The sequence below is a fragment of the Tahibacter aquaticus genome, from assembly GCF_004363655.1.
Lineage (GTDB): Bacteria > Pseudomonadota > Gammaproteobacteria > Xanthomonadales > Rhodanobacteraceae > Tahibacter > Tahibacter aquaticus.
In genome coordinates this window covers 98469-123359 of sequence record NZ_SNZH01000011.1, presented here as the reverse complement: position 1 = coordinate 123359, position 24891 = coordinate 98469, and the positions used below count along the sequence as shown (strand labels likewise).

Below are 24891 nucleotides of genomic sequence, written 5' to 3'. Positions count from 1 at the left end.
TGGTCTGCACGGCGCTCAGAAGCGGTAGCCCAGGGCGATGCCGTAGGCCAGCGGGTCGATATGGACCGTGCCGACCTTGGTGCCGTTGACGCGGGCCTGCGTGTCGATGTCCATCCAGCGCAGATCGACGGCGAACAGCCATTTGTCGTTGATCGCGAAATCCACGCCGGCCTGTGCGGCGGCACCCCAGGACTTGCTCAGGCTCAGTTGCGTGCCGGCCAGCGGGCCGCTCTCGTGCACGTCGAAGAACGCGGTGTAGTTCAGGCCTATGCCGACGAAGGGCGAAATGCGGCTGTTGCGCGCGAAGTGATATTTCAGCGACAGCGTCGGCGGCAGGTGCGACACCTCGGCAGCGCGCACGCCATTAAGACGTACCTCGTGCTTGAACGGCGTTGCAGCGAGCAGTTCCACTCCCCACTTCTCGCCGAGGAAATACTCCAGCGAGAAGGTCGGCCGCCAGTCGCCGGACACATCGGCCTGCAGCGCACCGTTGGCCAGGCGGCCGTTGTCCGAGCGCGGCGAGACCTGGTGTGCGCCGACCTTGAAGACAAAGTCCTGTGCCATTGCGCTGCCGCTTGCGCCGAGCAGGGCGAGGGTGGCAAACATCGCTTGAATACGCATCGTCGATCGCCTGTATCGTGGAAAAAGGTGGATACATCCTCGCAGCGCCGCGCGTACGCGCCCTTGATCTGAATCAAACCGGCAACCGCCGGCAGCAAATGCGGGCAAAGCGAGGCGGTGATGCCGATTTACTGCGCAGCAGGCGACCCAAGCGACGCCAAAGGCACTAAAATTCCGGCCCCGGCGCGCAGCGGGAGTCTGCCGCCGCTGTCCAAACAGGAAGACCAGGTTTCATGCTCACGATCGAACGCAAGATTGCCGAAGAAATCCTCGCCAAGCCCGCCCAGGTGCAGGCCGCCATCGAGCTGCTGGACGGCGGCGCCACCGTTCCCTTCATCGCCCGCTACCGCAAGGAAGTCACCGGCGGCCTCGACGACACCCAGCTGCGCAACCTGGAAGAGCGGCTGCGCTATCTGCGCGAACTCGAAGAACGCCGTGCGGCGATCGTGGCCAGCATCGCCGAACAGGGCAAGCTGACCGACGAACTGAAAAAGGAAATCCTGGAGGCCGATACAAAGGCAAGATTAGAAGATTTATACTTGCCCTACAAGCCCAAGCGCCGCACCAAGGCGCAGATCGCCCGGGAAGCCGGCCTGCAGCCGCTGGCCGACGGCCTGCGCGGCGATCCGACGCAAAAGCCGGAAGAAGTCGCCCTCGGCTTCATCGACGCGGAAAAAGGCGTCGCCGACATCAAGGCGGCGCTGGACGGCGCCCGCGCCATCCTGCTGGAAGAATTCTCCGAAGATGCCGCCCTGGTCGGTGAGCTGCGCAGCTGGCTGACCGAACGCGGCCAGGTCCGCGCCAAGGTGGTCGCCGGCAAGGAAAACGAAGGCGCCAAGTTCCGCGACTATTTCGACCACGCCGAACCGATCAAGGCAATTCCCTCGCATCGCATGCTGGCGCTGTTTCGCGCGCGCAACGAAGGCATCCTCGATCTGGAACTGGAGCCGACCACCGAGCCAGACCAGGGCCATCTCGAAGCCGAAGGCCGCGTCGCCGTGCATTTCGGCATCGCCCAGCGCGGCCGCCCGGCCGATGCCTGGTTGCTGGACACCTGCCGCCAGACCTGGCGCATCAAGCTGCACCTGCACCTGGCCCTGGACCTGTTCGGCAAGACGCGCGAATCGGCCGAGGACGAGGCGATCCGCGTATTCGGCGACAACCTCAAGGACCTGATGCTGGCCGCGCCGGCCGGCCCCAAGGTCGTGATGGGCCTGGACCCGGGCATACGCACCGGCTGCAAGGTCGCCGTCGTCGACGGCACCGGCAAGGTGCTCGGCACCGGCGTCATCTATCCGCACGAACCGAAAAACCAGTGGGACCAGTCGCTTGCCCAGCTGGCGGCCTGGAGCCGCCAGTACGGCGTCAACCTCGTCGCCATCGGCAACGGCACCGCCTCGCGCGAAACCGACAAGCTGGTCGGCGAACTGATGAAGAAGGCGCCGGAACTCAAGCTGGCCAAGGTCGTCGTCAGCGAAGCCGGCGCCTCGGTCTATTCGGCCTCGGAAACCGCGGCCAAGGAATTTCCCGACATGGACGTCAGCCTGCGCGGCGCGGTGTCGATCGCGCGGCGCCTGCAGGACCCGCTGGCCGAACTGGTCAAGATCGAACCCAAGGCGATCGGCGTCGGCCAGTACCAGCACGACGTCAACCAGGTGAAGCTGGCGCGGGCGCTGGATGCCCGCGTCGAAGACTGCGTCAACGCCGTCGGCGTGGACGTGAACACGGCTTCGGCGCCGCTGCTTGCGCGCGTGGCCGGGCTGAGTGCCTCGGTGGCGGAAAACGTGGTCAAGTTCCGCGACGCCAATGGCGCATTCCGTACACGTGAACAACTGAAGAAAGTACCGCGCCTGGGCGACAAGGCCTACGAACAGTGCGCCGGCTTCCTGCGCATCGCCGCCGGCGACAACCCGCTGGATGCATCTACCGTGCATCCCGAGGCCTATCCCGTCGTCGAGCGCATCATCAAGGCCTGCGGCCGCGAGGTGAAGCAGATCATCGGCGACGGCGCGTTCCTGAAAACCCTGCGTGCCGAGCAGTTCACCGACGACACCTTCGGCCTGCCCACGGTCAAGGACATCCTCAAGGAACTGGAAAAGCCCGGCCGCGACCCGCGTCCCGAGTTCGTCACCGCGGCGTTTGCCGAAGGCGTGGAAGACCTGAAGGACCTCAAGCCCGGCATGGTGCTGGAAGGCCGCGTCTCCAACGTCGCCGCGTTCGGTGCCTTCGTCGACATCGGCGTGCACCAGGACGGACTGGTACACGTTTCCGCCTTGTCCACCAAGTTCGTGAAAGACCCGCGCGAAGTGGTCAAGGCCGGCGACGTGGTCAAGGTCAAGGTGCTGGAAGTGGACCTGCCGCGCAAGCGCATCGCCCTGACCATGCGTCTGGACGATCCGATCGGCGAAGCCGCGAAGCCGGGCGCCCCGGCGGCACCCGGTGGTGGCAATCGGCCGGATTCCCGCGGCCCGCGCCGCGACAACGCGCCGCGCAATGCCGGTCCCAAGCCCGGCGGTGCGCCGCCGCCGTCGAACAACGCGTTTGCCGACGCGTTCGCGAAAGCCAAGCGGAACTGACGGGTTCCGGCGGCGCGGCGCATTTCCGCCGTGCCGCCGGCATTCCCCTGCAACCCTCCAACGACGGACCCGCCCATGCGTTTTGAAGGCACCGACCGCTACGTCGCCACCGACGAACTGAAGCTCGCCGTGAATGCGGCCATCGCCCTGCAGCGGCCGTTGCTGATCAAGGGCGAGCCGGGCACCGGCAAGACCCTGCTGGCTGAGGAAGTGGCGCGCGCCCTGGGCGCGCCGCTGATCGAGTGGCATATCAAATCCACCACCAAGGCCCAGCACGGCCTGTACGAATACGATGCGGTGGCGCGCCTGCGCGATTCGCAGCTGGGTGAGTCGCGCGCGACCGACATCGCCAACTACATCGTGCCGGGCAAGCTGTGGCAGGCGTTCAAGAGCGAAACCCGCGCCGTGGTGCTGATCGACGAGATCGACAAGGCCGACATCGAATTCCCCAACGATCTGCTGCGCGAGCTGGATCGCATGGATTTCCATGTCTACGAAACCGGCCAGACCGTCAGCGCGACGCACCGGCCCATCGTGATGATCACGTCGAACAACGAGAAGGAGCTGCCCGACGCATTCCTGCGCCGCTGCTTCTTCCACTACATCCGCTTTCCCGATGCAGACACGCTCGCGGCGATCGTGGAAGTGCACTTTCCAGGCCTGAAGCGCGAATTGCTGCACGAGGCGCTGAGCGCCTTCCTCAGCCTGCGCGAAACGCCGGGCCTGAAGAAGAAGCCCACCACGTCAGAGCTGCTGGACTGGCTCAAGCTGCTGCTGGCCGAAGACCTGGCCGTGGAGACGCTGCGCGAGCGCAACGCGAAAAAGTCGATTCCGCCGCTGTACGGCGCACTGTTGAAAAACGAAGCCGATGTTCAACTGTTCGAACGCATTGCGTTCATGGCGCGCCGCGGCAGCAGCTGACAAAACAACGGCGCGCCGGACCTGCCGGCGCGCCGTGGTCGTTGCCCGATGATTACTTCGGCGTCTTCTTCGAAATGACGTCGTATTTCGCCACGGCGCGGTCGTACAGCGTCTTGGCTTCGGCATCGGCCAGCACGCTGACCGTACCGCCGTCCTTCTTGGTCTTGAGCACCAGCGTGCCGGCTTCGTCCCAGCCCGCACGGGTGACCGCATTGGGCCGTTCCGCCATGGCCGGCACGCGTTCGAAGAACACGGCGAAGGGCTTGCCGTCGCGGTAGGCGTAGAAATAGTTGTTGCGGCCCTTGTCACCGAAATCGATGATTTCGCGGATGTAGCGCAGGCCGTTCTTGTCGAAGAAGCCGTCCCAGGCCGTGGTGCTGGCTTCGTCTTCGCTGGCGCCTTCGGCGCGCTTCATGCCGCCGACCGCACGCTGCAGGCCGGCGTATTCGGTTTCCACTTTCTCCGACGGCGTCGGTTCCGGCGTCAGCACCACATCGACCTTGGCCGCCGAGCCCTTGGTCAGCACCGGGTACTGGCGCGGCGCGACGTAGTTGCGTTCGCCGTCCTTGACGGTGACGTTCAGCACATACAGATGATTCGGATCGATCTTGCCCGGCTCGAACGAGAGCGAGAACTGTGCCGGCAGCTGGCCCGGATTGGTCGTGCTCTGGGCGATGATCGCCTCGGGCTTGACGCTGACATCGGCCAGGGCGAGCTTCAGCTCCGTGCCTGCACCGACCGGAGCCGGCACTTTCAGCGAGACCGAGCCCGTTACCGCGGTCGGCGCCGGCGCCTGCGCCGTCGTCTTGGGCTGGTTGGCCGAATTGTTGGACTGTCCGCAGGCCGCAAGGGCCAGGCTGGCGATCAGCAGGGGAAGGGCAAGCTTCTGCACGATGGGTCTCCGCAAACGTAGAATCGTGGCCGGCGCCGTTGCGTCGGCATAAAGACCGCGCAGCCTAGCGGCTTTGGCCGCCGCTGTCGCGAATCCGAAGGTCGAATCATGCCACCAACCGTGTTGCGTAAGCGTTTAACCGGCTCCGCCCGGGTATGCAGAAATGTCCTACTCGCGCGGCCCCTGGATGTAGGTCACCAGCCTGACCTTTTGGCTAGAGCGATTTCCCTGCGATGCTGATCCGTTTCTTCCTGTGGCTGCGCAGCCAGGGCCTCAAGCCTGGCCTGAACGAATTGCTGGCCCTGCTGCAGGCGCTGCGCGCGGGTTTCGCACGCCTGTCGCTGGACGAATTCCATGTGCTGGCACGTATTTGCCTGATCAAGGACGAAACCCAGTTCGACCGCTACGACCGCGCCTTCGCCGGTTTTTTCAACGGCGTCGCCGGTGCCGCCGACCAGCTCTACGGCGCCGTACCGGAAGAATGGCTGCGGCGCGAGATCGACCGCGTCTTCAGCGACGAGGAAAAAGCCGCCATCCAGGCGCTGGGCGGGTTGCAGAAATTGCTCGAAACCCTGCAGCAGCGCCTGGCCGAGCAGACCGATCGCCACCAGGGCGGTTCGCGCTGGATTGGCACGGGCGGCACCTCGCCGTTCGGCCATTCCGGCTACAACCCGGAAGGCGTACGCATCGGCGGCAAATCCACCCATCGCCGCGCGGTGAAGGTGTGGGAGCAGCGCCACTACCGCAATCTCGACGACACACGCGAACTGGGCACGCGCGACATCAAGCTGGCCCTGCGTGCGCTGCGCCGTCTCGCCCGCACCGGCGCGGAGCAGGAACTCGACCTCGACGGCACCATCACCGCCACCGCGCGCAATGCCGGCTGGCTGGATCTGAAACTGCGGCCGGAACGGCATAACGCCGTCAAGGTTCTGCTGCTGCTGGATATCGGCGGCTCGATGGACGACCACGTGCGCATCTGCGAGGAAGTGTTTTCCGCCGCGCGCACCGAGTTCAAGCACCTGCAGCATTTCTATTTCCACAATTTCATCTACGAGCGGCTATGGCGCGACAACTCGCGCCGCTGGGACGTACACCAGCCCACCCTCGACCTGCTGCACAAATATGCCGCCGACTACAAGCTGGTCATCGTCGGGGATGCGAGCATGAGCCCCTACGAGATCACCGCGCCCGGCGGCAGCATCGAGCACCACAACGCGGAAGCGGGCGCGGTCTGGCTGGGGCGGCTGACCGACGTCTATCGCCGCGCCGTCTGGCTCAACCCGGTGGAGGAATCGCGCTGGGAATGGACGCCGTCGATCGGCATCACGCGCGAACTGATGCACGACCGCATGTACCCGCTGACCCTGGCCGGCCTGAACAGGGCCGTCGATGCGCTGCGCGGCCGCTGAAAGACGGCCGCACGGATTTCACGGCGGCTTTTTGCGGATACGCAACTGATCGACAGGAAAAGTCGCTATATCGACGCCCTTGCTGCGCCGCGGCTGGCCCGGCTGCGGACCCCAGGCATGGGCGTAGATCACTTCATACGTCGCCGGCAGCAGGCCGTCGCCGCGGCGGAACGGTTCGTACGCCTGTGCCACCGCCTGCAGCCGCGACTTGCCGGTCAGGCCGCGCTGGCGCTGCAGGTCGGCATTGGTCGCGCCGATGGCCTTGAGGTCGCGCATCAATGCGGTTGCATCCGCATAGGTCAGGGTGAAATCGTCGCCGTCGAGCACCGGATCGCGGAAACCCGCTGCCAGCAAGGCATCGCCGACACGCTGGATATCGGCGAAATGACTCACATGCGGCGTGCGGTCCACCTCGGCCCAGGCCGCGCGCAATTCGTGCAGGGTCAATGGTCCAAAGGTGGACAAGACTAGAAATCCATCCGGCCGCAGCACGCGGCGGAATTCGTCGAACAGCGCGGGCAGGTCGGCAATCCACTGTATGCACAGGTTGGAAAACAGCAGGTCGATGCTGGCATCGGCCAGCGGCAGCTGGCGTGCATCGGCGCAGACGCGGTTCAACGGCCGCAGCCAGCTGCCCTGGCGGCGCGCTTCGCGCAGCATCGGCAGGGCCAGGTCCATCGCAATCAGCTCGGCCTTGCGCCAGCGCTTGCGCAGCACGGCCGAGGCCGTGCCCGGCCCGCAGCCCAGGTCGAGCACGCGCGCCGGTGGCGTGGTCACGTACTCCAGCCGTTCCAGCAGGCGCTGTTCCACTTCGTGCTGCAGCACGGCGTGTTCGCTGTAACCGGCGGCGGCGCGGCCGAAGGCGCGGCGCACGTGATCGCGATCGAACGGCGTCATGCGGCCAGCTCCGCGGCAAATTCGGCTATCGCCTCGGCCATGGCCTGGGCGTGGCCGATAAACGGCGCATGCCCGGCGGAATACTCGCGATAACGCCCCTGCGGACTGTGTTCGGCGCCCCACTGCATCGCGGCCGGCGGAATGAGGCGGTCGCGCCGCCCGGCCAGCCACAGGCTGGGCGCAGCCAGTTGCGGCACGCACTCGCGCAGGTCGGCCGTGTCGAGAATATCCAGCCCGTCGCAGAGCACATGCAGCGCCGGCTCGCCGCGGTCGAACACATGCGCCTTCAGCTCGCGCAATTCGCTTTGCGCCTTCTCCGAGCCGTGTGCCTCCAGGGCGAGAAAACGCTCGATGGTGCGGTGATAGTCCTCGCGCAGGCCCGTGCCGAACTGGCGGAATACCTCGGCGGCGACGCCGTGCGGCCAGTCCTCGGCCAACACGAAACGCGGACTCGACGCGATCATTACCAGCCCGCGCACCGCTGCCGGCTGCAGCAATCCCGCGCGCAGGCAGACCTGTCCGCCCAGCGACCAGCCCAGCCAGATCGCGCGCGGCAACTGCGCAGCCAGGCGCTGCGCGCAATCGTCCAGCTGCAGCGGACCGCTGCGTTCGGGGCTGAGGCCATGGCCGGGCAGGTCGACCAGATGCAGGCGGAACTGCGTCGCCAGCTGCCGCGTCAACGGCGCGAAGATGCCGCTGTGCATGGCCCAGCCGTGGATCATGATCAGGTCCGGGCCCTGGCCCAGTGTTTCGATATGCATGAGTGCGCAGGTTTCGCTGTACGGAAGCCTTCGGCTTCAACGGAAGGGCGGGGTGGGGATGCTGGCTTGCCGGGTGCCCGGCCCAAGCCCATGGACCGTGCGCCATTGCTCGATCCGCGGCGCGATCGCCGGCCAGTCGTTCTTCACTACGGTTTGCGTGGCCAGGCGGCGCCACCAGCGCGGCCAGCGCTGGCCGCGCAGGATCTGCCCGCGCAGCCAGTCCTGGCAGAAGCCTTGCCATTCGCCGGCAGCGGACAGCAGGTTCCAGTGCAGTACCGGATTGACCTCGTAGAGCAGGATCTCGCGCAGTTCCGCCAGGCTGTACGGCGAGGCGGCAAGCGCGCTCGCCGTTTCTGCGTAGGCATCCGTGGATTCGGTGTCCAGATACAGCTGCGACAGCGCCGCCCACACCGGCGCACGTGCCGCCAGATCGTCCGCCGCGGCCTTCATGCGCGCACCGCGGCCAGCGAATCGAGCAGACCTTCCACCATGGCTTCCGTATGCAGCGCCGACAGCGCGATGCGCAGCCGGGCCTTGCCTGCCGCCACGGTCGGCGGCCGTATCGCCGGCACGTAGTAGCCCTGCGCTTCCAGCGCCTGCGCCAGGCGCAGCGCCGCCGTGCTGTCGCCGACCAGCAGCGGCTGTATGGCCGTGCGTGAAGGCAACAATTGCAATCCGCGGCATTCTGCACCGTGGCGCAGATGGCGGATCAGCGCTTGCAGCCGCTCGCGCCGCCACGGCTCGAAGCGCGCGATATCCAGCGCGACCCGCGTCGCTGCGGCCAGCGCCGGCGGCATCGCCGTGGTGTAGATATGCGCGCGGGCGAACTGCACCAGTCCGTCGATCAGGCTCGCGCTGCCCGCGACGAACGCACCGGCCACGCCCAATGCCTTGCCCAGCGTGGCCATCAGCACCGGCACGTCGGTCTGATCGAGCCCGGCTTCGGCCACGCTGCCGGCGCCTTCGGGGCCGAGTACGCCGAGGCCGTGGGCATCGTCGATCTGCAGCAGCGCGCCGTGTGCGCGGCACAGCGTGGCCAATTCGCGCAGCGGCGCAATGTCTCCGTCCATGCTGAACACGCCGTCGCTGGCGAGCAATGCGGCCTGCTCAGGCAGGGTCTGCAACTGGCGCTGGGCGCTGTCCACGTCGTTATGCACGTAGCGTTTCAGCGTCGCGCCGGACAGGCGCGACGCATCAATCAGGCTGGCGTGATTGAGCTTGTCCTGCACGCACAGGTCGCCGTCGCGCAGCAGCGCGCCCAGCACGCCGAGATTGGCCGCATAGCCGCTGGAAAACAGCAGTGCGCGTTCGCGCCCGGTCCAGGCAGCCAGCGCGACTTCCAGTTCCTCGTGTTCGGCCCGGTGGCCGCCGAGCAGGTGCGCTGCCGTCGCGCCCACGCCCCAGCGTTGCGCGGCCGTGCACAGCGCCTCCACCAGGCGCGGATGCTGGGCCAGGCCGAGGTAATCGTTGCTGGCAAAGCTCAGCAGGCGCCGCCCGCCGACGACGATATGCGGGCCCTGCACCTGTTCCACGCTGCGCAGGCGGCGCAGCAGGCCGGCCTCGGCGCGTTCGGCCTGGCTGTGCGCCAGGCGGGCAAGCAGGTCGGGACGGTTCATGCGCCGGGTTTCGCCGCGGCCGGGCCGCGGCGGTGCCGCTGTCAGGCGGCCAGGCCGGTGTCGGCGCAGGCTCCGCCGCAGCCGCCGTTGCCGCAGGCGGCCTCGGTTTCCATTTCCACAATATCCGCATGTACGGTAGTGCCTTGTTCCACTACCTGCAGCGGATGGATGCCCAGGCGGGCGAACAGGGCCTGGTCGTGTTCCACGTCCGGGTTGCCCGTGGTCAGCAGCTTCTCGCCGTAGAAGATCGAGTTCGCGCCGGCCAGGAAACACAGCGCCTGCAGCTCGTCGCTCATCTCGGCGCGGCCGGCGGACAGGCGCACCATCGACGTGGGCATCAGCAGGCGCGCCACCGCGATCGTGCGCACGAATTCGAACGGATCGAGCAGGGCCGTACCCGCCAGCGGCGTGCCGGCGACCTGTACCAGGCGGTTGATCGGCACCGAGGTCGGGTGTTCCGGCAGGTTGGCCAGGGTCTGCAGCAGGCCGGCGCGCTGGTCGCGCGTCTCGCCCATGCCGACAATGCCGCCGCAGCAGGTCTTCATGCCGGCTTCGCGCACGTGGTCCAGCGTATCCAGGCGGTCCTGGTATTCGCGCGTCTTGATCACGTCGCCGTAGAACTCCGGCGCCGTATCCAGGTTGTGGTTGTAGTAGTCCAGCCCGGCATCTTTCAGCTTGCGCGCCTGGCCGCCGTCGAGCATGCCCAGCGTGGCGCAGGTTTCCAGGCCCAGCGCCTTCACCGCGCCGACCATCTCGGCCACCTTGGCCACGTCGCGGTCCTTGGGCGAACGCCAGGCCGCGCCCATGCAGAAGCGCGAGGCGCCGGCCGCCTTGGCCTGGCGCGCCTTGTCGAGCACCGCGTCCAGGCTCATCAGCTTCTCGGCCTTCAGGCCGGTCGAGTAGCGCGCGGCCTGCGGGCAATAAGCACAGTCTTCGGGGCAGCCGCCGGTCTTGATCGACAGCAGGGTGGAGATCTGCACCGCGTTCGCATCGTGGTGCGTACGGTGGGTTTCCTGCGCGCGCTGCATCAGGTCGGCGAAGGGCAGGTCGAACAGGGCGCGGACTTCCGCGCGCGTCCAGTCGTGGCGTAGGGCTGTCATGGGCGAGTGCCGGCAGGCTAAATTCGGCGCGAGTGTCCGGGCCGCGGCGGAGGCTGTCAACTTGAACACGCGTTCGACAGTTGACGGCTGGCTGCGCCGCCTCAGCTTCGGCCTGCTGCCCGCCACCTGCCTGCTCTGCGGTGCGGCCGGTGCGGCACGGCGCGACCTGTGCGATCCCTGCCGCGCCGACCTGCAACCCAATCCCCGCTGCTGCCGGCGTTGCGGCCTGCCCCTGGCCATCGCCAGCGCCGAGTGCGGGCGTTGCCTCAAGCGCCCGCCGGCCTACACCGCGACCTGGGCGCCGTTCGTCTACCTGCCGCCGCTGGCCGGCCTGCTGACCCGCTTCAAGTTCAGCGGCGACCTCGCCGCCGGCCGCGTACTGGCCGAGCTGGCCCTGGCGCAGTGGCCCGCATCCGGCCTGTCCCTGCCGCAGGCGCTGATACCCGTGCCCTTGCATGTGGATCGGCTGCGCGAGCGTGGCTACAACCAGGCACTGGAACTGGCCCGTCCGCTGGCGCTCGCCCTGGGCGTAAGCCTCGTACCGCAGGGACTGCAGCGTCTGCACGCCACACCCGCGCAAAGCGGCCTGAGCGCGCTGGCGCGGCGGCGCAATCTGCGCAAGGCCTTTGCCGTGCCGGCGGGGACTGCGCTGCCGGCGCATGTCGCCCTGCTCGACGACGTGATGACCACCGGCGCCACGGCGCACGAATGTGCGCTGGCCCTGCGGCGCGCCGGCGTGCAGCGGGTCGATGTCTGGGCGGTGGCGAGGGCCCCGAAAGCGTAGGTCGCGGCAAACCGCCAGCGGCGTTCCAGTTGCTCGCTTCGCCTGTCACTGCGGGGCGGAATCCGCCCCGCTGGCGACAGCAAGACGCAACCCGTGATGACGGCCAGGGCGGCAGGAAGTCGCCAGGCCATGCAGATCGAGCGCACGAATCTGCACCGTCATATGGTCGATGAATACGCGAATGCGCGCGGGCAGCTGCTGCCGGCTGAGATAGCACAGGTAATGGCCGCGATCTGCCGGCGCATGACGCCCCAGGCAGGCGAGCAGCTGCCCGCTGCGCAGGTAGCTGCTGGCCTGGTAACCCGCCAGCTGTGCCAGTCCCTGGCCGTCCAGTGCGGCCTGCAGTACCAGGTCGGCATCGTTGAACGTGTGCCGTGCCGTGGGGTGCAGCGCGCGCGCCTGACCGTCCACGTTGAACTCCCAGGCAGACAGGCGTCCCGAACACTGGCGCAAGGCAATGCACCGGTGTGCAGGCAAATCGTCCAGTTGCTGCGGCAGGCCGTGGCGGCGTGCGTAGTCCGGCGACGCGCACAGCCAACGCTGCAGCGGAATCAGCTGCTTCGCCACGACCTGGCTGTCTTGCAGGCGGCCCTCGCGAAACGCCACGTCGACGCGGTCGGCCGCGAAATCGACCGGGCCGTCGTCCAGCACCAGCTCGGTCGCCATCTGCGGATAGCGCGCATGAAACGCGTTGAGCAACGGGGCCACCACGCGACGGCCGAAACCCACGGTGGACGCAATGCGCAGCTGTCCGCGTGGCGGGCCTTCGCGCAGGTCGCGCATCGCATCCAGTGCCTGCACGATGCGCTCCACGCCCGGATTGCAGTTGGCGTAGAACAGCTCGCCTTCGCGCGTCAGCGAGGTACTGCGCGTGGTGCGCATGAACAGCCGCGCGCCTAACTGGCTTTCCAGCTTCTGCACACTGCGGCTGACCGCGGAACGGCCTATGCCCAGCCGGTCCGCCGCCTTGGCGAAGCTGCCCTCGGCGGCCACGGTGATAAACGCCACCACGCCGGCATAGCTGGCGGAAAAGCTGGCTGCCAGGGTATCGGCGCCTTCGGGCGCGGACCGGCCCTGCGCCGAGGCCGTGTCCGGGCTGTCATGTCGCAGCGGCGGGGAATCCGCACCCGCGCCGCGCCTATCGTCGATGCGGGCCAGGCCCGCGACACTGTCGTCGTTCATGACCCATCAGACGTTCGACACCAGCCCTTTGTAACAAGGCTGGCTGCGACGAGGCCGCCGCAAACACCGGGCCACGCGATTGGTGCATCGCGCGCAACACCGTGCGTCCATGCAGACGCCTAGCGGCCGGTGCCGCGCAGACCTAGTCTGCCGTCCCGACGCGGCACACCGTGCGCCGATGCGCCGCCGCAGCGACCCGCTTTTCAGCCCGAGTGAGCCTCCCCATGACCCAGCGTCTCGACTACGCCAAGCAATCGCCGGAACTGTTCAGGAAATTCATCGAGTTCAGCACCCTGATCAAACGCGCGACCATCGAAGAATCGATCGGCGACCTCGTTTCCATCCGCGCCTCGCAACTCAACGGCTGCGCCTTCTGCCTCGATATGCACATCAAGCAGGCGACGATCCATGGCGAACGTCCGCTGCGCCTGCATCACCTTGCCGCGTGGCGCGAGTCCACCCTGTTTGCGCCGCGCGAACGTGCCGCCCTGGCCTGGACCGACGTGCTCACCCAACTGCCGCCGCACGGCGTGCCCGATGACCTCTACGAACGCGTGCGCGGCCAGTTCTCCGAGCAGGAGCTCACCGATCTCACCTACCACGTGATGGCCATCAACGCCTGGAATCGCGTCAATGTCGCCTTCGGCTGCGTGCCCGGTACGCAGGACAAGGCCTTTGGCCTGGACAAGGCCAACCTGGCCTGAGGCGCATGCCGGCCCGGCGACATTCCGGGGCCGGCAGGGACCGTGCCTTGTGCTCGCCGCGCCGGATACCGTGACGCGGGGCGGTTGCCCCGCCGCGGCGAATCGGCGACGGTTGCCGCCATGGACGACGCCCGCGACATCGTCAGCCGCCTGCAGCCGCGCCTGCACGGCATCGCCTATCGCATGCTCGGCTCCGTCGCCGAAGCCGAAGACGTCGTGCAGGACGTCTGGCTGCGCTGGCATGACAGCGACCAGAGCGCCATCGGCAACGCCGAAGCCTGGCTGGTCACCACCACGACGCGCCGCGCCATCGACCGCCTGCGCAGTGCCCAGGCGGCGCGCGAACACTATGTCGGCATCTGGTTGCCCGAACCTGTGCTCAGCGACGGTCCGGCCACGCCCGAGCAGGCGCATGCGCACAGCGGCGACATCTCCATCGCCCTGCTCACCCTGCTCGAACGCCTGTCGCCCGAAACCCGGGCGGCCTATCTCATGCGCGACGTGTTCGACGCCGACTACAGCGACCTGGCCCACACCCTGGGCAAGAGCGAAGCCGCCTGCCGCCAGATCGTCTACCGCGCCCGCAGCCAGCTGCGCGACGCCAGCCCGCGCTACCGCGCCACGCCCGAGGCGCATCGCCGCCTGATGCAACGCTTCGCCGCGGCCATGACCGACGGCGACTATTCCGCCATGAAAGCCATGCTCGCCGACAACGCCGAACTGCTCGGCGACGGCGGCGGCGTGGTGCGCAGCGTGCCCGCGCCGCTGCGCGGTGCCGAGCGCATCGCGCGCCTGTTCCAGGCCGTAACCGTGCGCCCGACCCAGGCGATGCGCATCGAACGGGTGCAGCTCAACGGTAGCTGGGGCCTGCTGCGGTATTTCGACGGCGTGCTGGAATCGGCGCAGGCCTACGAAACCGACGGCGAGCGGATCCATTGCATCCGGGTGCAGCGGAACCCGGAAAAATTGCAGCGCCTGCCGGGGGCGCCAGCGCTGAAAGCGGTCTGACGGCCATCACCGCGACCCGGCCAACGCCAGCGCATCGGCGCCTGCCGGAAAATGCAATTGTCCCGTCGTATCGTTTGCCGCCTGCCACACCGCCTGCGCCACATCGGCGGCCGTGGTGACCGCCGTCAACTGCGTCAGCGCGGCGAACACCTGCTGTGCATACGGCGCATACGCCTGCGGAATCAGTCCCTGCATGCGTTCCTGCCCGTTGCTGGTAAAGCGCGTCGTCGGCGCATAGCCGGGTTCGACCAGCTTCACCTTCACATCGAAGCCCCGCAGTTCGTGGGCCAGCGACGCGGTGAATCCTTCGACGGCGGTCTTGCTGGCGGTATAGGCGGCGACCAGCGGCATCGGCGCCAGCGTCGCGCTGGAGGTCACGTTGACGACCACGCCCGCGCGGCGCGCGCGGAACTGCGGCAGCACCGCCTGCGTCATCGCCATCACGCCGAAGGTGTTGGTGTCGAACACCTCGCGCACCGTCGTCATCGGCGTGGCCTCGAACGCGCCGAACAGGCCGATGCCGGCATTGTTGACCAGCACATCGAGCGGGCCGCAAGCCTCGACGGCGCGGGCGATGCTGTCGGGCCGGGTCACATCGAGCGCCAGCACGCGGAAGCGATCGGACAACGGCGCCGGCTCCGTCGTCGGCGTGCGCATCGTGGCGACCACCTTCCAGCCCTGGGCATGGAAATAGTGCGCGGTTTCGAGGCCATAGCCGGACGAGCAGCCGGTGATCAGTACAGTTTTCATGCAAGTTCCTGGGGTGGTTGATTCGGTGCCTACCTTAGGTGACCATGCCCGGACGATCTACGCGGAAACGTCCGAATTTCATTGGCCATCGTCCCGTCATGAGCGACCCGCTTTCCGAAGTCGTCGGCCTGCTGCGGCCGCGCGCGGTGTTTTCCAAAGGCATCAGCGGCGCCGGCCGCTGGGCGGTGCGCTATACGGAATTCGGCCAGCCGAGTTTTTGCGCGGTGCTGGAGGGCAGCTGCCTGCTCGCCGTCGACGGACACCCGCCGCTCACGCTGCAGGCCGGCGATTTCCTGCTGCTGCCGGCGACGCCGGGTTTCACCCTGTCGAGCTTCGCGCGCGCAACCCCGAAGCAGATCGACCCGAAGCAGGCGCCCGCCCCGGCCGGCGAAGTACGTCATGGCACCCAGGGCGGCGCGCCCGACGTGCGTCTGCTCGGCGGCTCCTTCCTGTTCGATTCGCCGGATTCCGGCCTGCTCGTGTCGCTGCTGCCATCCCTGCTGCATATCCGCGGCGTGGCGCAGCTGTCGCTGCTGGTGCGCTTGCTCGGCGAGGAATCCGCCGGGCAAAAGCCCGGGCGCGAATTCGTGCTGTCCCGCCTGGTGGAACTGTTGCTGGTGGAAGCGCTGCGCTCGAGCGAAGGCAGCGACGCTCCGCCCGGACTGCTCCGCGGCCTGTCGGATGCGCGGCTGGCGCCGGCATTGCAGCAGATGCATGGCCAGCTCGCGCGCAACTGGACCGTGGCACAGCTGGCGAAAACCGCGGCATTGTCCCGTTCTACCTTTTTCCAGCGTTTTTCCGGCACCGTAGGCATGGCGCCGATGCTCTACCTGCTGACCTGGCGCATGGCCGTCGCCAAGGACCTGCTGCGCCGGCAGGATCTGGCGCTGGGCCAGGTCGCCGAACGCGTCGGCTACAGCTCGGCGAGCACCTTCAGCACGGCATTCAGCCGGCACGTTGGCCAGGCGCCGGGGCGTTACGCGCGCGGGCGTTGAGGGCAGCAATCCTACTGTCGAACGTCACTTGCGGCCCGCACCCTGGCCAGAAACAATCGCCGGCTCTACCCACAAAACGGGCGCTGCGCGTTGTCCAGGCGTCGGCGACAGTTCTCACGGAACGATGACTATGCGAGTGCGAACAGTCGTGATGGTGGCGCTGGCCGGTGCGGCGCTCGTGGTGGGTGCAACGCGCGGTTTCGGTCTGTTCGGCCGCCAGGGGAGTGCCATGCCGGATATGTCTCGTACCAGCCTGAGTGCCGCGCAGATGGCATCCATCGATCGCTACATCAGCGGCGAAATGGCGCGTCAGCGCATTCCGGGGCTGGCGCTGGGCATCTATCGTCACGGTAGCGCCGTGCTGACCAAGGGCTACGGCCTGGCCAACATCGAACTCACGGTGCCGGTTTCTGCCGATACGGTGATGCAGTCGGGTTCGATCGGCAAATCCTTCACCGCCACCGCGGTGATGATGCTGGTCGAACAGGGCAAGGTCGGGCTGCACGACAGCATCCGCACCTATTTTCCCGAGGCACCCGCGAGCTGGCAGCCGATCACCGTCGCTCACCTGCTGTCGCATACCTCCGGTCTGGCCGCCCACGACAGCGAGGAACGCATCGCCGCGGGCGGTCCCTTCGATCTGCGTCGCGACTACTCCGAGGACGAACTCGTCGCGGCGATGGCCGAACTGCCGATCGATTTCGCCGCAGGCAGCGACTGGGCCTATCAAAATACCAACTACGTGCTGCTGGGCGTTCTGATCCACCGCGTGACGGGACAGTTCTTCGGCGACTATCTGCAGCAGAACATCTTTGCGCCGCTGGGCATGCGGGCCACCCGCGTGATCTCGGACCTCGATATCGTGCCGCATCGCGCCGCGGGCTATGAGATCACTGGCGGCGTGCTGCGCAATCAGCAGTGGGTATCGCCCACCTTCAACGCCACCGCGGACGGAACGCTCTACTTCACCGTGCGCGACCTCGAACACTGGGACCGCGCCCTGTATGGAAGCGCCCTGCTCAAGCCAGCGACATTGCAGCAGATGTGGACGCCATTCCCGCTCGATACCGGCGTGCCCAACGCCGAGGGCTATGGCTTCGGCTGGTTCGTCCAACAGGTCAACGGGCACCGCGTGGTTGAACACGACGGCGCCTGGCAGGGCTTCACCAGCATGCTGGCGCGCTATCTCGACGACGGCCTCACCGTGGTCGTGCTGACCAACCTCGATTCGCAACACAGCTGGCCCAACGGCATCGCCCGCGTTGTCGCCGGCATGGTCGAGCCCGCGCTGATGCCCGCGCCGCGCCAGGTCATTGCCGACGACCGCCCGCCCCTCACCCAGGCGCTGTGGAACAGGCTGCGGCCGCTGATGGCGGGCGACGCCGTAACCGTTGCGGCCGACGGCACCGGCTACGCTCCTTCTGCCGAAACGCTGCTCGGCCTGCGCCACGCCTTGCCGCCTGCCTGGGACCAGTCGCCGCCGCAACTGCTCGCACGGCAGGTCGGCGCAGACGGCACGGAGTCGACCTACCGGATCGGCCAGCCCGGCAATACCCGTCTGCTCGTCGCCGTCACCACGCCCGATGGGCGCGTGGTCGATGTGGCGATCAACCCCGATCCTGACAACCGTTGACGGATAGCCGTGCCGGTTTTCCACAACTTCCGAATGTTGCAAAGCCGCAACGCCGCTTTGTCGGACTGTGTGGTTGGCTCGCATAGGCGTCCGCGTGTGGCCGCGCCGCAGTCCTGGCCCCGCATTCCGCGCCGGCGACTGGTGCGCGAGTCCCTCCTTTGCTCCCTCCCGTCAGCGCCGTCCCTTTGACGCTGTCCGGCAGATTTGGCTGGCTTTGCAAGAAAATTATCGATAATCGATAAATTTCTAGCCGATTAGCGATAACGCTGGTATCGTTAATCGAGATACTTCTGCCAAGCCCGACGGAGGCACCCATGCCGCAAGTCCTTTCCCGTCCCAACACCCTGGCCCTGTCGCGCCGCGCCCTGCGGCTGCTCATCGCGCTCAATCTGCTGCTGGGCTTCCTCATCCTCGCGCTGCTGGTTGCCTCGCTGGTGGCCGGGGACTGGGTCATGCGCGCCCTCGGCGTACCGTCGAACGAGGGCAGCGCCGCGCTGTTCATCGGCATGCGCCTGATCATGCTGGTCGGTGTCGTCTCGGCCCCGGTCACCCATATCGCGCTGACGCGGCTGCTGGCCATCGTGCTGACGGTGAACCAGGGCGATCCGTTCGTGGCGCAAAACGCCACGCGGCTGCAGCAGATCGCCTGGGCCGTGCTGGCGCTCGAACTGCTGCGCCTGGGCGTCGGCCTCGTCGAGGCGTTAGTGTCGTCGCCGGCCATGCCGCTGGACCTCGACGGCAGCTTCTCGCCGACGCCCTGGCTCGCCGTGCTGCTGCTGTTCGTGCTGGCGCGGGTGTTCGACCACGGCACACGCCTACGCGAAGACCTGGAAGGGACGGTCTGACATGCCCATCACGGTCAATCTCGACGACGTTCTCTATGCGCGCCGCATGACGCTGACCGAGTTGTCCGAGCGCATCGGCATCACGGTTTCCAATCTCTCCATCCTGAAGACCGGCAAGGCCCGCGCCGTGCGCTTCTCCACGCTCGACGCGATCTGCGAAGCACTGCAATGCCAGCCCGGCGACCTGCTCACCTACACCCCGGGCAAAGCCGGCGAGCGAGCGTTCGACGCCGGCGACGAATCATCCGAATCCACCGAAGGCTGACGCCATGTTCATCCAGACCCTGTTCACGCCCGACCGCCTGCGTTACGACGGCGTGCGGCCGATCAACATCTACCTTTTGCGCTTTCTCTACTTCCTGATGTTTGCCTTCGTCGGCTGGGATTCGTGGTCGGCGATCATCACCCACCAGGGCCCGTGGGAGCCGCTCAGGGCAGTCGCATTCTGCGTCTGGGCGACCTACGCCACCTTGTCGGTACTGGGCCTGCTGCAACCGCTGCGCCTGCTGCCCATCGTGGTGTTCATGATCGGCTACAAACTGCTGTGGCTGGCCGTGGTCGCCCTGCCGCTATGGCGCGCCGGCACCTTGGCCGGCTCGCCGGCCGAACCCATGGCCATGGTGTTCCTGTGGATTCCGCTGGCGATGATCGCCGTGCCCTGGGGCTATGTTTTTCGCACCTTCGTTCTGCCACGCCGGCCGCTGGCCGCTTGACCCGGCATCGGACGCCCGGCACTGCCCCGCACAGCGTGCACCGGGCAGCCTGGCCTGCCCGCTGCACGCTTGGGCGCATGTACGCACCCAAGCGCGGCATCGAACGAAATGCCTTCGCCGGTTCGACGGTCCTGGCGTGTCGCGCACGACGCGATTGCCGGCTCACTCCATTCCAGGAAAACCGATGACACTCATCACCCTCTTCACCGCCATCGCACTGGCGGCGGGCAGCCCGGCCGAGAACGCCGATCCCAAGACCATCGAGGCCGTCAAGGCCACCTGCTTCGACTACATCGACGGCCAGCTGGAAGCCAACCCCGACCGCGTCGCCCGTTCGCTGCATCCCGACCTGGCCAAGCGCGCCGTGATCGGCGACACGCCGTACGAACGCTTCGGCCTGCGCCGCATGAGCAAGGAAGAACTGGTCGGCCTGACCAAGCAAGGCGCGCTGAAAACCCCGGCCGATCAATGGAACCGCACCTGCACCATCCTCGACATCACCGGCAACGCCGCCTCGGTGCGCCTGGAGACACCGTGGTTTGTCGACTATTTCCATATGGGAAATTTTGGCGACAAGTGGCTGATCGTGAATGCGCTGTGGTATAGCAAGCCGAAAGCCCCGTAAATGCCGAATCGGCGACAAAGGCCATCGCACGCAGGCTGGAGCGCGACGATCGCCGCAAAGACTTGCCGGGTGGCGCGACACCGCCCCCTCGGTAAGCGAGCGGCCGGCCGCGGGTAGCAAGCAACGCCGCCCGCCCGGTTTCAGCGGGCCCACTCCATCAGCCGCCCGACCAGACACCCATTTCTCAACACCAGATGCCCGCCTTCATCGCCGATGTTGTAGCGATGCAGCCTGTCGCCGGGTTTCATGCCTGCCTTCAAATCCAGCCAAGCCGCATTGGCGAAGCCGAACGGCCGCTGGGGAACACCGGTCGCCCCCTTGAGCTGCTGCAGCGATTCGGCTTCGGCCTCGGCTACCGATTGCGCTGGACCGATGAAGGGCGCGCCGATGGTCAGCGGTGTGCATTCGGTATCGCCGGCACCGGTAGAGGCGAGCGGGGCTGCTTGCTCCGCCCTGGCGAACGATGCGGCGCCCAAGGCGGCAGCCAGTGCGCAGGTAGCGAGGTGGAACCTTCTCATCCAGTGTCCTGGCCGGCGGAACGCTGCCGAGGCTAGCACGGCTGCCGTATACGCATAGGCGGTCATGCGCAGCGCGACCGCCGTGCAGACGGTCGTACACTGTGCTGTCGCCACTACCACTGCCATCGTCGCCATGCCGATATTTGTCCACATTGCAGACTCTCGCGACGCCGCATCGATACGCCGCAATGGCCTGAAACTGGCATCGCCACCCGTGCAGGCACCACGTGCCTACGGCGTGTTCGCCCTGCCGGTAGTGCCGAACTTCGTCGTTTCGCACCAGTGGCTGCGCGAAATCAAACACGGCCGCTTCCGCACTGCCATCGGCGTATATTTCAAGGTGGGCGGCAACGAGCCGGTCTGGGCGGGCCACTACAACGACGACAAGCACTGCATCACGGCCGACCAGGCTGCGGCACAGCTGCGCGAGCAGGGTTTGCTCGGCTACGAAGTCATCCTGCCGCGGCGTGTCCCGGCCGGCGACATCCAGGCAGTACGCCAATTGCCACAACATATCGGCTGGCGACATTTTCCCGATGCGCATGAGCGCACACCCTGCGGCTGCTGTTACTGCCAGCGCGGCAAGCGCGGTGCACGGCGCTTGCGGGCGGCGTTCGACCTGCGTACCCGCTCTCCCTTCCTCGCGCTGGCTGGCGACTTCAGCCGCGACGCCGGCGACGACTGAGGCCACGCACTGACGGTTACCCGTACCACGCAACACGGCATCGTCAGCACCACCATCACCTCATTCACCGCGTCGCCTGTTGCAGGCAATCGGCTCGAAGCGGGCGACGTGCCGATGAATCGGCGCCTGCGTGTCAGGGCCGCGCCGCTGTCGAACACGACACGTGCGCTTGCGCAGCAGCCTGCGTATCGGCGCCATCGCCTGTGCCGTTGATGCACGCCAGCGTGGCATTCGTATCCCGCAAACCGCAGCCTGTCCCATCGGGGTGGCGAGCATGCGGGCAATTGCGTTGACTCGCCTGGCCGGCAACTGCGTCCTGCGCCGTTCCGTCGGCAAGTCCATTCGGCGGCCCGAACCGCTGACACGCCGCACCCCATAAGGAAATTGCCATGAAAAAGATCCCGCTTTCGCTCGCGTTTGCCGCCTCCGCGACGCTGTTTGCACTGACACCCGTGCCGGCTCGCGCTGCTCAATGCGCGGCGGAGTATCACGACTTCGAGACGGCGGTCGAGACAGCGGAACACGTTTGTTTCGTCGCTCCACACCTCTGCGATTACGCACGGCAGATCGTCATCGAAAAAGGCGATGCGTACCGCGAATGCATGGCGCGGGAGCACGGCCTTCCGGTGTCCTGACGGGCGCACGGAAAGAGCCGCCAGCGCGGCGGCTCTTTCTCCCTTGCCGTGAATGCCATGCACCGCATCGCTACGTCATCTATCGCGAAGCGAGGACAGCGCTAGGGCGAGCCTGCGGACTTGCCGTCTACCCACCGCGCCGCCAATCCTTTGCGATAGCTCCGGCTGACGCGCACTTCCGCCGAGTTGGTCATTTCCAGCATCGCATCGCCGTTAGCAATCGGTTTCAGCGAACGAATGCGGGCGAGGGCAACAATGGCACCGCGATGGATGCGTACGAACCGCTCGCCATCCACCTGCCGCTCCAGCGCACTGAGCGATTCGCGCACCAGATGGCTGGCACCGCCGACATGCAGTGCAACGTAGTTGCCCTGCGCTTCGATCCAATCGATGTCGGCGACGTTGATCAAGTGGGTGCGGCCACGGTGCTTGACCGGTATCTGTGCAAGGTGTGGCGATGGCGCTGCGGTGCCGGCCATCGTTTGCACGTTATCGAGCCGGCGCGCGTGCAGTCCAGCCACAAACGCCAGCAGCGCGAACACGAGCAGCAAGCCATTCGCCGTGTATTCCTCGCGCAGCTCGATCAGCGTCGGCAGCCAGCGGCCGTGGAAGACCCAGGCCGCGAGGAAGCACGACAGCAGAATCAGCCACAGCGTAAGGCCGACGGTGGCGCCGGCATGAATCAGGCCGTGGCGCCAGCGCGCGGGACCGAGCACAGGAAAGCGGTGCGTCAACTGGAACACCCAGGGCGTTACCGAGGCGCCCAACAGCGATGCCGCCAGAATGCGCAAGGCTTCGTCGCCGGCCGCCAGCGAGTGGCCGGCCTGGCTGGCACGCAGAATATTGCCGGGCTCCAGCACCAGCAGGAACGCGGCCCAGTACAGCAGGCCGATCACGCCTTGGCGCAGCCACGCCGGAAGAGCGCGCGTCGGGCCGGCGGCGTGCGGTAGCGCGGTTCGCATCATGGTTCGAGTCTGGCAAGCACCTTTCGCTTCGTCCATAGGGCGAATGACAGGGCTTTGGGGCGAACCGCTCCGCTTCGGGTGTGAACCGGTCTGGCCTTCCCGCCGTTCGCCATCAATGCTTTACGGCGAGGTTTCGACGGAGATGACGGTGAAGGCAATACATGTAATGGCCGCGATGGCGGCCGCAGTTTTCCTGTTTGGTAGCGGCCTGGCCGTGGCGAAACCGGTGTTGACGCAAAGCGGCAGCGTGGTCGGTGTGCGCGAAGGTGGCGTCACCGCGTACAAGGGCATTCCGTTCGCCGCGTCGCCCGTTGGCGCGCTGCGCTGGATGCCGCCGCAGCCGCCGCTGGCCTGGGAAGGCGTGCGCAAGGCAACTGCATTTGCGCCGGCCTGCCTGCAAACCGGCGTGTCGATGCCGGGCGAAACACCGCCCGTGGTGAGTGAAGACTGCCTGGCATTGAATATCTGGACACCGACCCCGCGCGCCGGCCAGCGCCTGCCCGTGCTGGTCTGGATTCATGGCGGCGGCTATACCAATGGTTCCGCGGCCATGCCGCTGTACTGGGGCGACCGCCTGGCGCGCCGGGGCATCGTCGTCGTCAGCGTAGCGTATCGGCTGGGCGTATTCGGCTTCCTGGCGCATCCGCAGCTCACGGCGGAATCGGCCCGGCACGGCTCGGGCAACTACGGCCTGATGGACCAGATGGCCGCGTTGCAATGGGTGCAAAAAAATATTGCCGCATTTGGCGGCGATCCGGCGCGGGTGACCATTGCCGGGCAATCGGCCGGTGCCATGTCGGTCAGCCTGCTGCTCGCTTCGCCGCGGGCCAAGGGTCTGTTCCACGGCGCGATCGGGCAAAGCGGCGGCGTGTTCGAACCGGAGCAACTCGCGCCGTCCTACCAACTGGCGAATGCCGAACGCGATGGCGAGAAATACGCCGCGTCGGTGGGCGCAGGTTCGATACGCGAACTGCGCGCCTTGCCCGCGGCGGCGTTGCTGACGGCGGCGGCGGCGGCGCTCAGTCACCCGGTGATCGAGCCCGATGTACTGCCGCTGACGCCGTATGCGGCCTATCGCGCGCGGCAGCACAACGCTGTGCCGCTGCTGATCGGTTCCAACGCCGAGGAAGCGCGCTCGCTGGTCGATGTGAGCGCCGTGAAAGCGGCGACATTCGCGGCAGATATCGAACGCCGTTTCGGCAAGCTGCCGGCGCCCTTGCTCGCGGCCTATGCAACTGCCACCGATGCGCAGGCGCAGCAGGCCCGCCTGGATTTCGAGCGCGACCTGCGCTTTGGCTGGGATATGTGGGCCTGGGCACGCCTGCAGGCGCTGGCCGGCACGCAGCCGGTGTACTTCTACCGGTTTGCGCAGCGCCCGCCGTTTCCGGCCGGGTCGGTGTACGCAAACTGGGGCGCGGGCCATTTCGCCGAGCTGTGGTACATGTTCGATCACCTGGACCAGGCCCGCTGGCGCTGGAGCGCCGCCGACCAGCGCCTGGCGCAGCAGATGGCGAGCTACTGGGTGAACTTCGTCAAGCGCGGCGACCCGTCGGGCAAGGGACTGCCGCAGTGGCCCCGCTATGCCGGCGAGGGTGGGGCGGTCATGCAACTGGCGGCACCGCCGACCGTCGAGCGGCACGAGCCTGGCGACGGCCTGCGCGTGTTCGATCGTGTGTATGAGCAAGTGCGTGGTGCGGCGTTCTGGCAGGAATGAGCAACCGGCGCCGGTTGGCGTCCGGCCGTCGGGGCAGCGCCCGTGGGTGCGGGCTATCTTGCACGCTCCCCGGCAGGGCCGCCCGCCCGCCGCGGCCTTCCGCTTGGCGCAATACCGCCCGGAAAAACGCCACGCCCTCACTCACGCCGCCGATTCGCCGGCGTAGTGCCGCCATGCGAAAACAATGACGAACACCCGTATTCGACATCGCCGCTACAAAAGCCGCAGCCCGCACGGAACGTATTCCTCTCGCCGTCCATACGCCCATTCCATACGTAAGTGTATTTCTTAACTACAGCGTATAGTTCCATTGCATACATGTGCATCCAGTGAAAGACT

At 67.0% G+C, this 24891-nt stretch carries 26 protein-coding genes; 15 read left to right on the top strand and 11 right to left on the bottom strand.

What is annotated here, in order from left to right; genetic code table 11:
• Positions 1 to 15: 15 nt before the first annotated feature.
• A complete protein-coding gene (locus DFR29_RS17630; RefSeq protein ID WP_133819941.1) occupies positions 16 to 621 on the bottom strand; it encodes an OmpW/AlkL family protein in 606 nt (201 codons plus the stop codon).
• 233 nt (positions 622 to 854) lie between these two features.
• Here DFR29_RS17630 and DFR29_RS17625 point away from each other — a divergent pair, with 233 nt between their 5' ends.
• Both DFR29_RS17625 and DFR29_RS17620 read left to right on the top strand, forming a co-directional pair.
• Positions 855 to 3197, top strand: coding sequence for a Tex family protein (locus DFR29_RS17625; protein WP_133819940.1), 2343 nt, complete (start codon positions 855 to 857; stop codon positions 3195 to 3197).
• Positions 3198 to 3272: 75 nt separating this feature from the next.
• Positions 3273 to 4118, top strand: coding sequence for an AAA family ATPase (locus DFR29_RS17620; protein ID WP_133819939.1), 846 nt, complete (start codon positions 3273 to 3275; stop codon positions 4116 to 4118).
• A 52-nt stretch (positions 4119 to 4170) separates the two neighbouring features.
• Here the strand turns inward: DFR29_RS17620 and DFR29_RS17615 are convergent, their stop codons facing one another.
• Entirely contained in the window at positions 4171 to 5010 is an 840-nt protein-coding gene (locus DFR29_RS17615) for a YbaY family lipoprotein (protein WP_166654173.1), read from the bottom strand.
• A 233-nt stretch (positions 5011 to 5243) separates the two neighbouring features.
• Between DFR29_RS17615 and DFR29_RS17610 the strand changes: the two genes are divergently transcribed.
• Positions 5244 to 6422 (top strand): vWA domain-containing protein, encoded by a 1179-nt coding sequence (locus DFR29_RS17610; RefSeq protein WP_133819937.1) that lies wholly within the window; start codon positions 5244 to 5246, stop codon positions 6420 to 6422.
• 18 nt (positions 6423 to 6440) lie between these two features.
• On the opposite strand, the gene bioC is transcribed toward DFR29_RS17610, so the two are convergent.
• Genes bioC through bioB form a run of 5 tightly spaced genes read right to left on the bottom strand, consistent with a single transcriptional unit; the run spans position 6441 to position 10796 of the window.
• Positions 6441 to 7319 (bottom strand): malonyl-ACP O-methyltransferase BioC, encoded by an 879-nt coding sequence (gene bioC, locus DFR29_RS17605; protein WP_133819936.1) that lies wholly within the window; start codon positions 7317 to 7319, stop codon positions 6441 to 6443.
• Entirely contained in the window at positions 7316 to 8080 is a 765-nt protein-coding gene (bioH, locus tag DFR29_RS17600) for a pimeloyl-ACP methyl ester esterase BioH (protein WP_133819935.1), read from the bottom strand. Before bioH ends, bioC begins: the two co-directional genes overlap by 4 nt.
• 36 nt (positions 8081 to 8116) lie before the next feature.
• On the bottom strand, positions 8117 to 8530 hold the full coding sequence (locus DFR29_RS17595; protein ID WP_133819934.1) for a DUF7079 family protein: 414 nt from the start codon (positions 8528 to 8530) through the stop codon (positions 8117 to 8119).
• Complete coding sequence (bioF, locus tag DFR29_RS17590) at positions 8527 to 9696, bottom strand: 8-amino-7-oxononanoate synthase (protein ID WP_133819933.1); 1170 nt, start codon at positions 9694 to 9696, stop codon at positions 8527 to 8529. Before bioF ends, DFR29_RS17595 begins: the two co-directional genes overlap by 4 nt.
• 41 nt (positions 9697 to 9737) lie before the next feature.
• Entirely contained in the window at positions 9738 to 10796 is a 1059-nt protein-coding gene (bioB, locus tag DFR29_RS17585) for a biotin synthase BioB (RefSeq protein WP_133819932.1), read from the bottom strand.
• Positions 10797 to 10857: 61 nt separating this feature from the next.
• On the opposite strand from bioB, the gene DFR29_RS17580 reads away from it, so the two are divergent.
• A complete protein-coding gene (locus DFR29_RS17580; protein WP_133819931.1) occupies positions 10858 to 11580 on the top strand; it encodes a ComF family protein in 723 nt (240 codons plus the stop codon).
• 45 nt (positions 11581 to 11625) lie between these two features.
• Here DFR29_RS17580 and DFR29_RS17575 read toward each other — a convergent pair whose 3' ends face one another.
• Positions 11626 to 12762, bottom strand: a complete 1137-nt coding sequence (locus DFR29_RS17575) for a LysR family transcriptional regulator (protein WP_133819930.1) — start codon at positions 12760 to 12762, stop codon at positions 11626 to 11628.
• A 224-nt stretch (positions 12763 to 12986) separates the two neighbouring features.
• On the opposite strand from DFR29_RS17575, the gene DFR29_RS17570 reads away from it, so the two are divergent.
• On the top strand, positions 12987 to 13466 hold the full coding sequence (locus tag DFR29_RS17570) for a carboxymuconolactone decarboxylase family protein (RefSeq protein ID WP_133819929.1): 480 nt from the start codon (positions 12987 to 12989) through the stop codon (positions 13464 to 13466).
• Between the two features lie 120 nt (positions 13467 to 13586).
• Complete coding sequence (locus DFR29_RS17565) at positions 13587 to 14474, top strand: RNA polymerase sigma-70 factor (protein WP_133819928.1); 888 nt, start codon at positions 13587 to 13589, stop codon at positions 14472 to 14474.
• 6 nt (positions 14475 to 14480) lie between these two features.
• Here DFR29_RS17565 and DFR29_RS17560 read toward each other — a convergent pair whose 3' ends face one another.
• Positions 14481 to 15224 (bottom strand): SDR family oxidoreductase, encoded by a 744-nt coding sequence (locus DFR29_RS17560; protein WP_133819927.1) that lies wholly within the window; start codon positions 15222 to 15224, stop codon positions 14481 to 14483.
• A 98-nt stretch (positions 15225 to 15322) separates the two neighbouring features.
• Here DFR29_RS17560 and DFR29_RS17555 point away from each other — a divergent pair, with 98 nt between their 5' ends.
• The 6 genes from DFR29_RS17555 (at position 15323) to DFR29_RS17530 (ending at position 20035) form a co-directional block, all read left to right on the top strand.
• Positions 15323 to 16219, top strand: coding sequence for an AraC family transcriptional regulator (locus DFR29_RS17555; RefSeq protein WP_133819926.1), 897 nt, complete (start codon positions 15323 to 15325; stop codon positions 16217 to 16219).
• A 130-nt stretch (positions 16220 to 16349) separates the two neighbouring features.
• Positions 16350 to 17852 (top strand): serine hydrolase domain-containing protein, encoded by a 1503-nt coding sequence (locus DFR29_RS17550; RefSeq protein WP_208113634.1) that lies wholly within the window; start codon positions 16350 to 16352, stop codon positions 17850 to 17852.
• 314 nt (positions 17853 to 18166) lie between these two features.
• On the top strand, positions 18167 to 18697 hold the full coding sequence (locus DFR29_RS17545; protein WP_133819925.1) for a DUF2975 domain-containing protein: 531 nt from the start codon (positions 18167 to 18169) through the stop codon (positions 18695 to 18697).
• Between the two features lies 1 nt (position 18698).
• Positions 18699 to 18962, top strand: coding sequence for a helix-turn-helix domain-containing protein (locus DFR29_RS17540; protein WP_133819924.1), 264 nt, complete (start codon positions 18699 to 18701; stop codon positions 18960 to 18962).
• A gap of 4 nt (positions 18963 to 18966) precedes the next feature.
• Positions 18967 to 19410, top strand: coding sequence for a hypothetical protein (locus DFR29_RS17535; RefSeq protein ID WP_133819923.1), 444 nt, complete (start codon positions 18967 to 18969; stop codon positions 19408 to 19410).
• Between the two features lie 184 nt (positions 19411 to 19594).
• Entirely contained in the window at positions 19595 to 20035 is a 441-nt protein-coding gene (locus DFR29_RS17530) for a nuclear transport factor 2 family protein (RefSeq protein WP_133819922.1), read from the top strand.
• Between the two features lie 140 nt (positions 20036 to 20175).
• Here DFR29_RS17530 and DFR29_RS17525 read toward each other — a convergent pair whose 3' ends face one another.
• Positions 20176 to 20511, bottom strand: a complete 336-nt coding sequence (locus DFR29_RS17525) for a hypothetical protein (protein WP_133819921.1) — start codon at positions 20509 to 20511, stop codon at positions 20176 to 20178.
• A 106-nt stretch (positions 20512 to 20617) separates the two neighbouring features.
• Between DFR29_RS17525 and DFR29_RS17520 the strand changes: the two genes are divergently transcribed.
• Positions 20618 to 21238, top strand: coding sequence for a hypothetical protein (locus DFR29_RS17520; protein WP_133819920.1), 621 nt, complete (start codon positions 20618 to 20620; stop codon positions 21236 to 21238).
• A 389-nt stretch (positions 21239 to 21627) separates the two neighbouring features.
• A complete protein-coding gene (locus DFR29_RS17515; protein WP_133819919.1) occupies positions 21628 to 21873 on the top strand; it encodes a hypothetical protein in 246 nt (81 codons plus the stop codon).
• A gap of 101 nt (positions 21874 to 21974) precedes the next feature.
• Here the strand turns inward: DFR29_RS17515 and DFR29_RS17510 are convergent, their stop codons facing one another.
• Complete coding sequence (locus tag DFR29_RS17510) at positions 21975 to 22838, bottom strand: LytR/AlgR family response regulator transcription factor (RefSeq protein ID WP_166654172.1); 864 nt, start codon at positions 22836 to 22838, stop codon at positions 21975 to 21977.
• A gap of 148 nt (positions 22839 to 22986) precedes the next feature.
• Here DFR29_RS17510 and DFR29_RS17505 point away from each other — a divergent pair, with 148 nt between their 5' ends.
• The gene (locus tag DFR29_RS17505; protein ID WP_208113633.1) at positions 22987 to 24552 is read left to right on the top strand and encodes a carboxylesterase/lipase family protein; all 1566 of its coding nucleotides are present in this window, start codon (positions 22987 to 22989) and stop codon (positions 24550 to 24552) included.
• Positions 24553 to 24891: the final 339 nt, after the last annotated feature.

Excerpts from the sequence above, each read along its gene's own strand:
- DFR29_RS17630 (WP_133819941.1), bottom strand. The coding sequence starts at position 621 with ATGCGTATTCAAGCGATGTTTGCCACCCTCGCCCTGCTCGGCGCAAGC.
- DFR29_RS17625 (WP_133819940.1), top strand. The coding sequence starts at position 855 with ATGCTCACGATCGAACGCAAGATTGCCGAAGAAATCCTCGCCAAGCCC.
- DFR29_RS17620 (WP_133819939.1), top strand. The coding sequence starts at position 3,273 with ATGCGTTTTGAAGGCACCGACCGCTACGTCGCCACCGACGAACTGAAG.
- DFR29_RS17610 (WP_133819937.1), top strand. The coding sequence starts at position 5,244 with ATGCTGATCCGTTTCTTCCTGTGGCTGCGCAGCCAGGGCCTCAAGCCT.
- bioC (WP_133819936.1), bottom strand. The coding sequence starts at position 7,319 with ATGACGCCGTTCGATCGCGATCACGTGCGCCGCGCCTTCGGCCGCGCC.
- bioH (WP_133819935.1), bottom strand. The coding sequence starts at position 8,080 with ATGCATATCGAAACACTGGGCCAGGGCCCGGACCTGATCATGATCCAC.
- DFR29_RS17595 (WP_133819934.1), bottom strand. The coding sequence starts at position 8,530 with ATGAAGGCCGCGGCGGACGATCTGGCGGCACGTGCGCCGGTGTGGGCG.
- bioF (WP_133819933.1), bottom strand. The coding sequence starts at position 9,696 with ATGAACCGTCCCGACCTGCTTGCCCGCCTGGCGCACAGCCAGGCCGAA.
- bioB (WP_133819932.1), bottom strand. The coding sequence starts at position 10,796 with ATGACAGCCCTACGCCACGACTGGACGCGCGCGGAAGTCCGCGCCCTG.
- DFR29_RS17575 (WP_133819930.1), bottom strand. The coding sequence starts at position 12,762 with ATGAACGACGACAGTGTCGCGGGCCTGGCCCGCATCGACGATAGGCGC.
- DFR29_RS17570 (WP_133819929.1), top strand. The coding sequence starts at position 12,987 with ATGACCCAGCGTCTCGACTACGCCAAGCAATCGCCGGAACTGTTCAGG.
- DFR29_RS17565 (WP_133819928.1), top strand. The coding sequence starts at position 13,587 with ATGGACGACGCCCGCGACATCGTCAGCCGCCTGCAGCCGCGCCTGCAC.
- DFR29_RS17560 (WP_133819927.1), bottom strand. The coding sequence starts at position 15,224 with ATGAAAACTGTACTGATCACCGGCTGCTCGTCCGGCTATGGCCTCGAA.
- DFR29_RS17555 (WP_133819926.1), top strand. The coding sequence starts at position 15,323 with ATGAGCGACCCGCTTTCCGAAGTCGTCGGCCTGCTGCGGCCGCGCGCG.
- DFR29_RS17550 (WP_208113634.1), top strand. The coding sequence starts at position 16,350 with ATGCGAGTGCGAACAGTCGTGATGGTGGCGCTGGCCGGTGCGGCGCTC.
- DFR29_RS17545 (WP_133819925.1), top strand. The coding sequence starts at position 18,167 with ATGCCGCAAGTCCTTTCCCGTCCCAACACCCTGGCCCTGTCGCGCCGC.
- DFR29_RS17540 (WP_133819924.1), top strand. The coding sequence starts at position 18,699 with ATGCCCATCACGGTCAATCTCGACGACGTTCTCTATGCGCGCCGCATG.
- DFR29_RS17535 (WP_133819923.1), top strand. The coding sequence starts at position 18,967 with ATGTTCATCCAGACCCTGTTCACGCCCGACCGCCTGCGTTACGACGGC.
- DFR29_RS17530 (WP_133819922.1), top strand. The coding sequence starts at position 19,595 with ATGACACTCATCACCCTCTTCACCGCCATCGCACTGGCGGCGGGCAGC.
- DFR29_RS17520 (WP_133819920.1), top strand. The coding sequence starts at position 20,618 with ATGCGCAGCGCGACCGCCGTGCAGACGGTCGTACACTGTGCTGTCGCC.
- DFR29_RS17515 (WP_133819919.1), top strand. The coding sequence starts at position 21,628 with ATGAAAAAGATCCCGCTTTCGCTCGCGTTTGCCGCCTCCGCGACGCTG.
- DFR29_RS17510 (WP_166654172.1), bottom strand. The coding sequence starts at position 22,838 with ATGATGCGAACCGCGCTACCGCACGCCGCCGGCCCGACGCGCGCTCTT.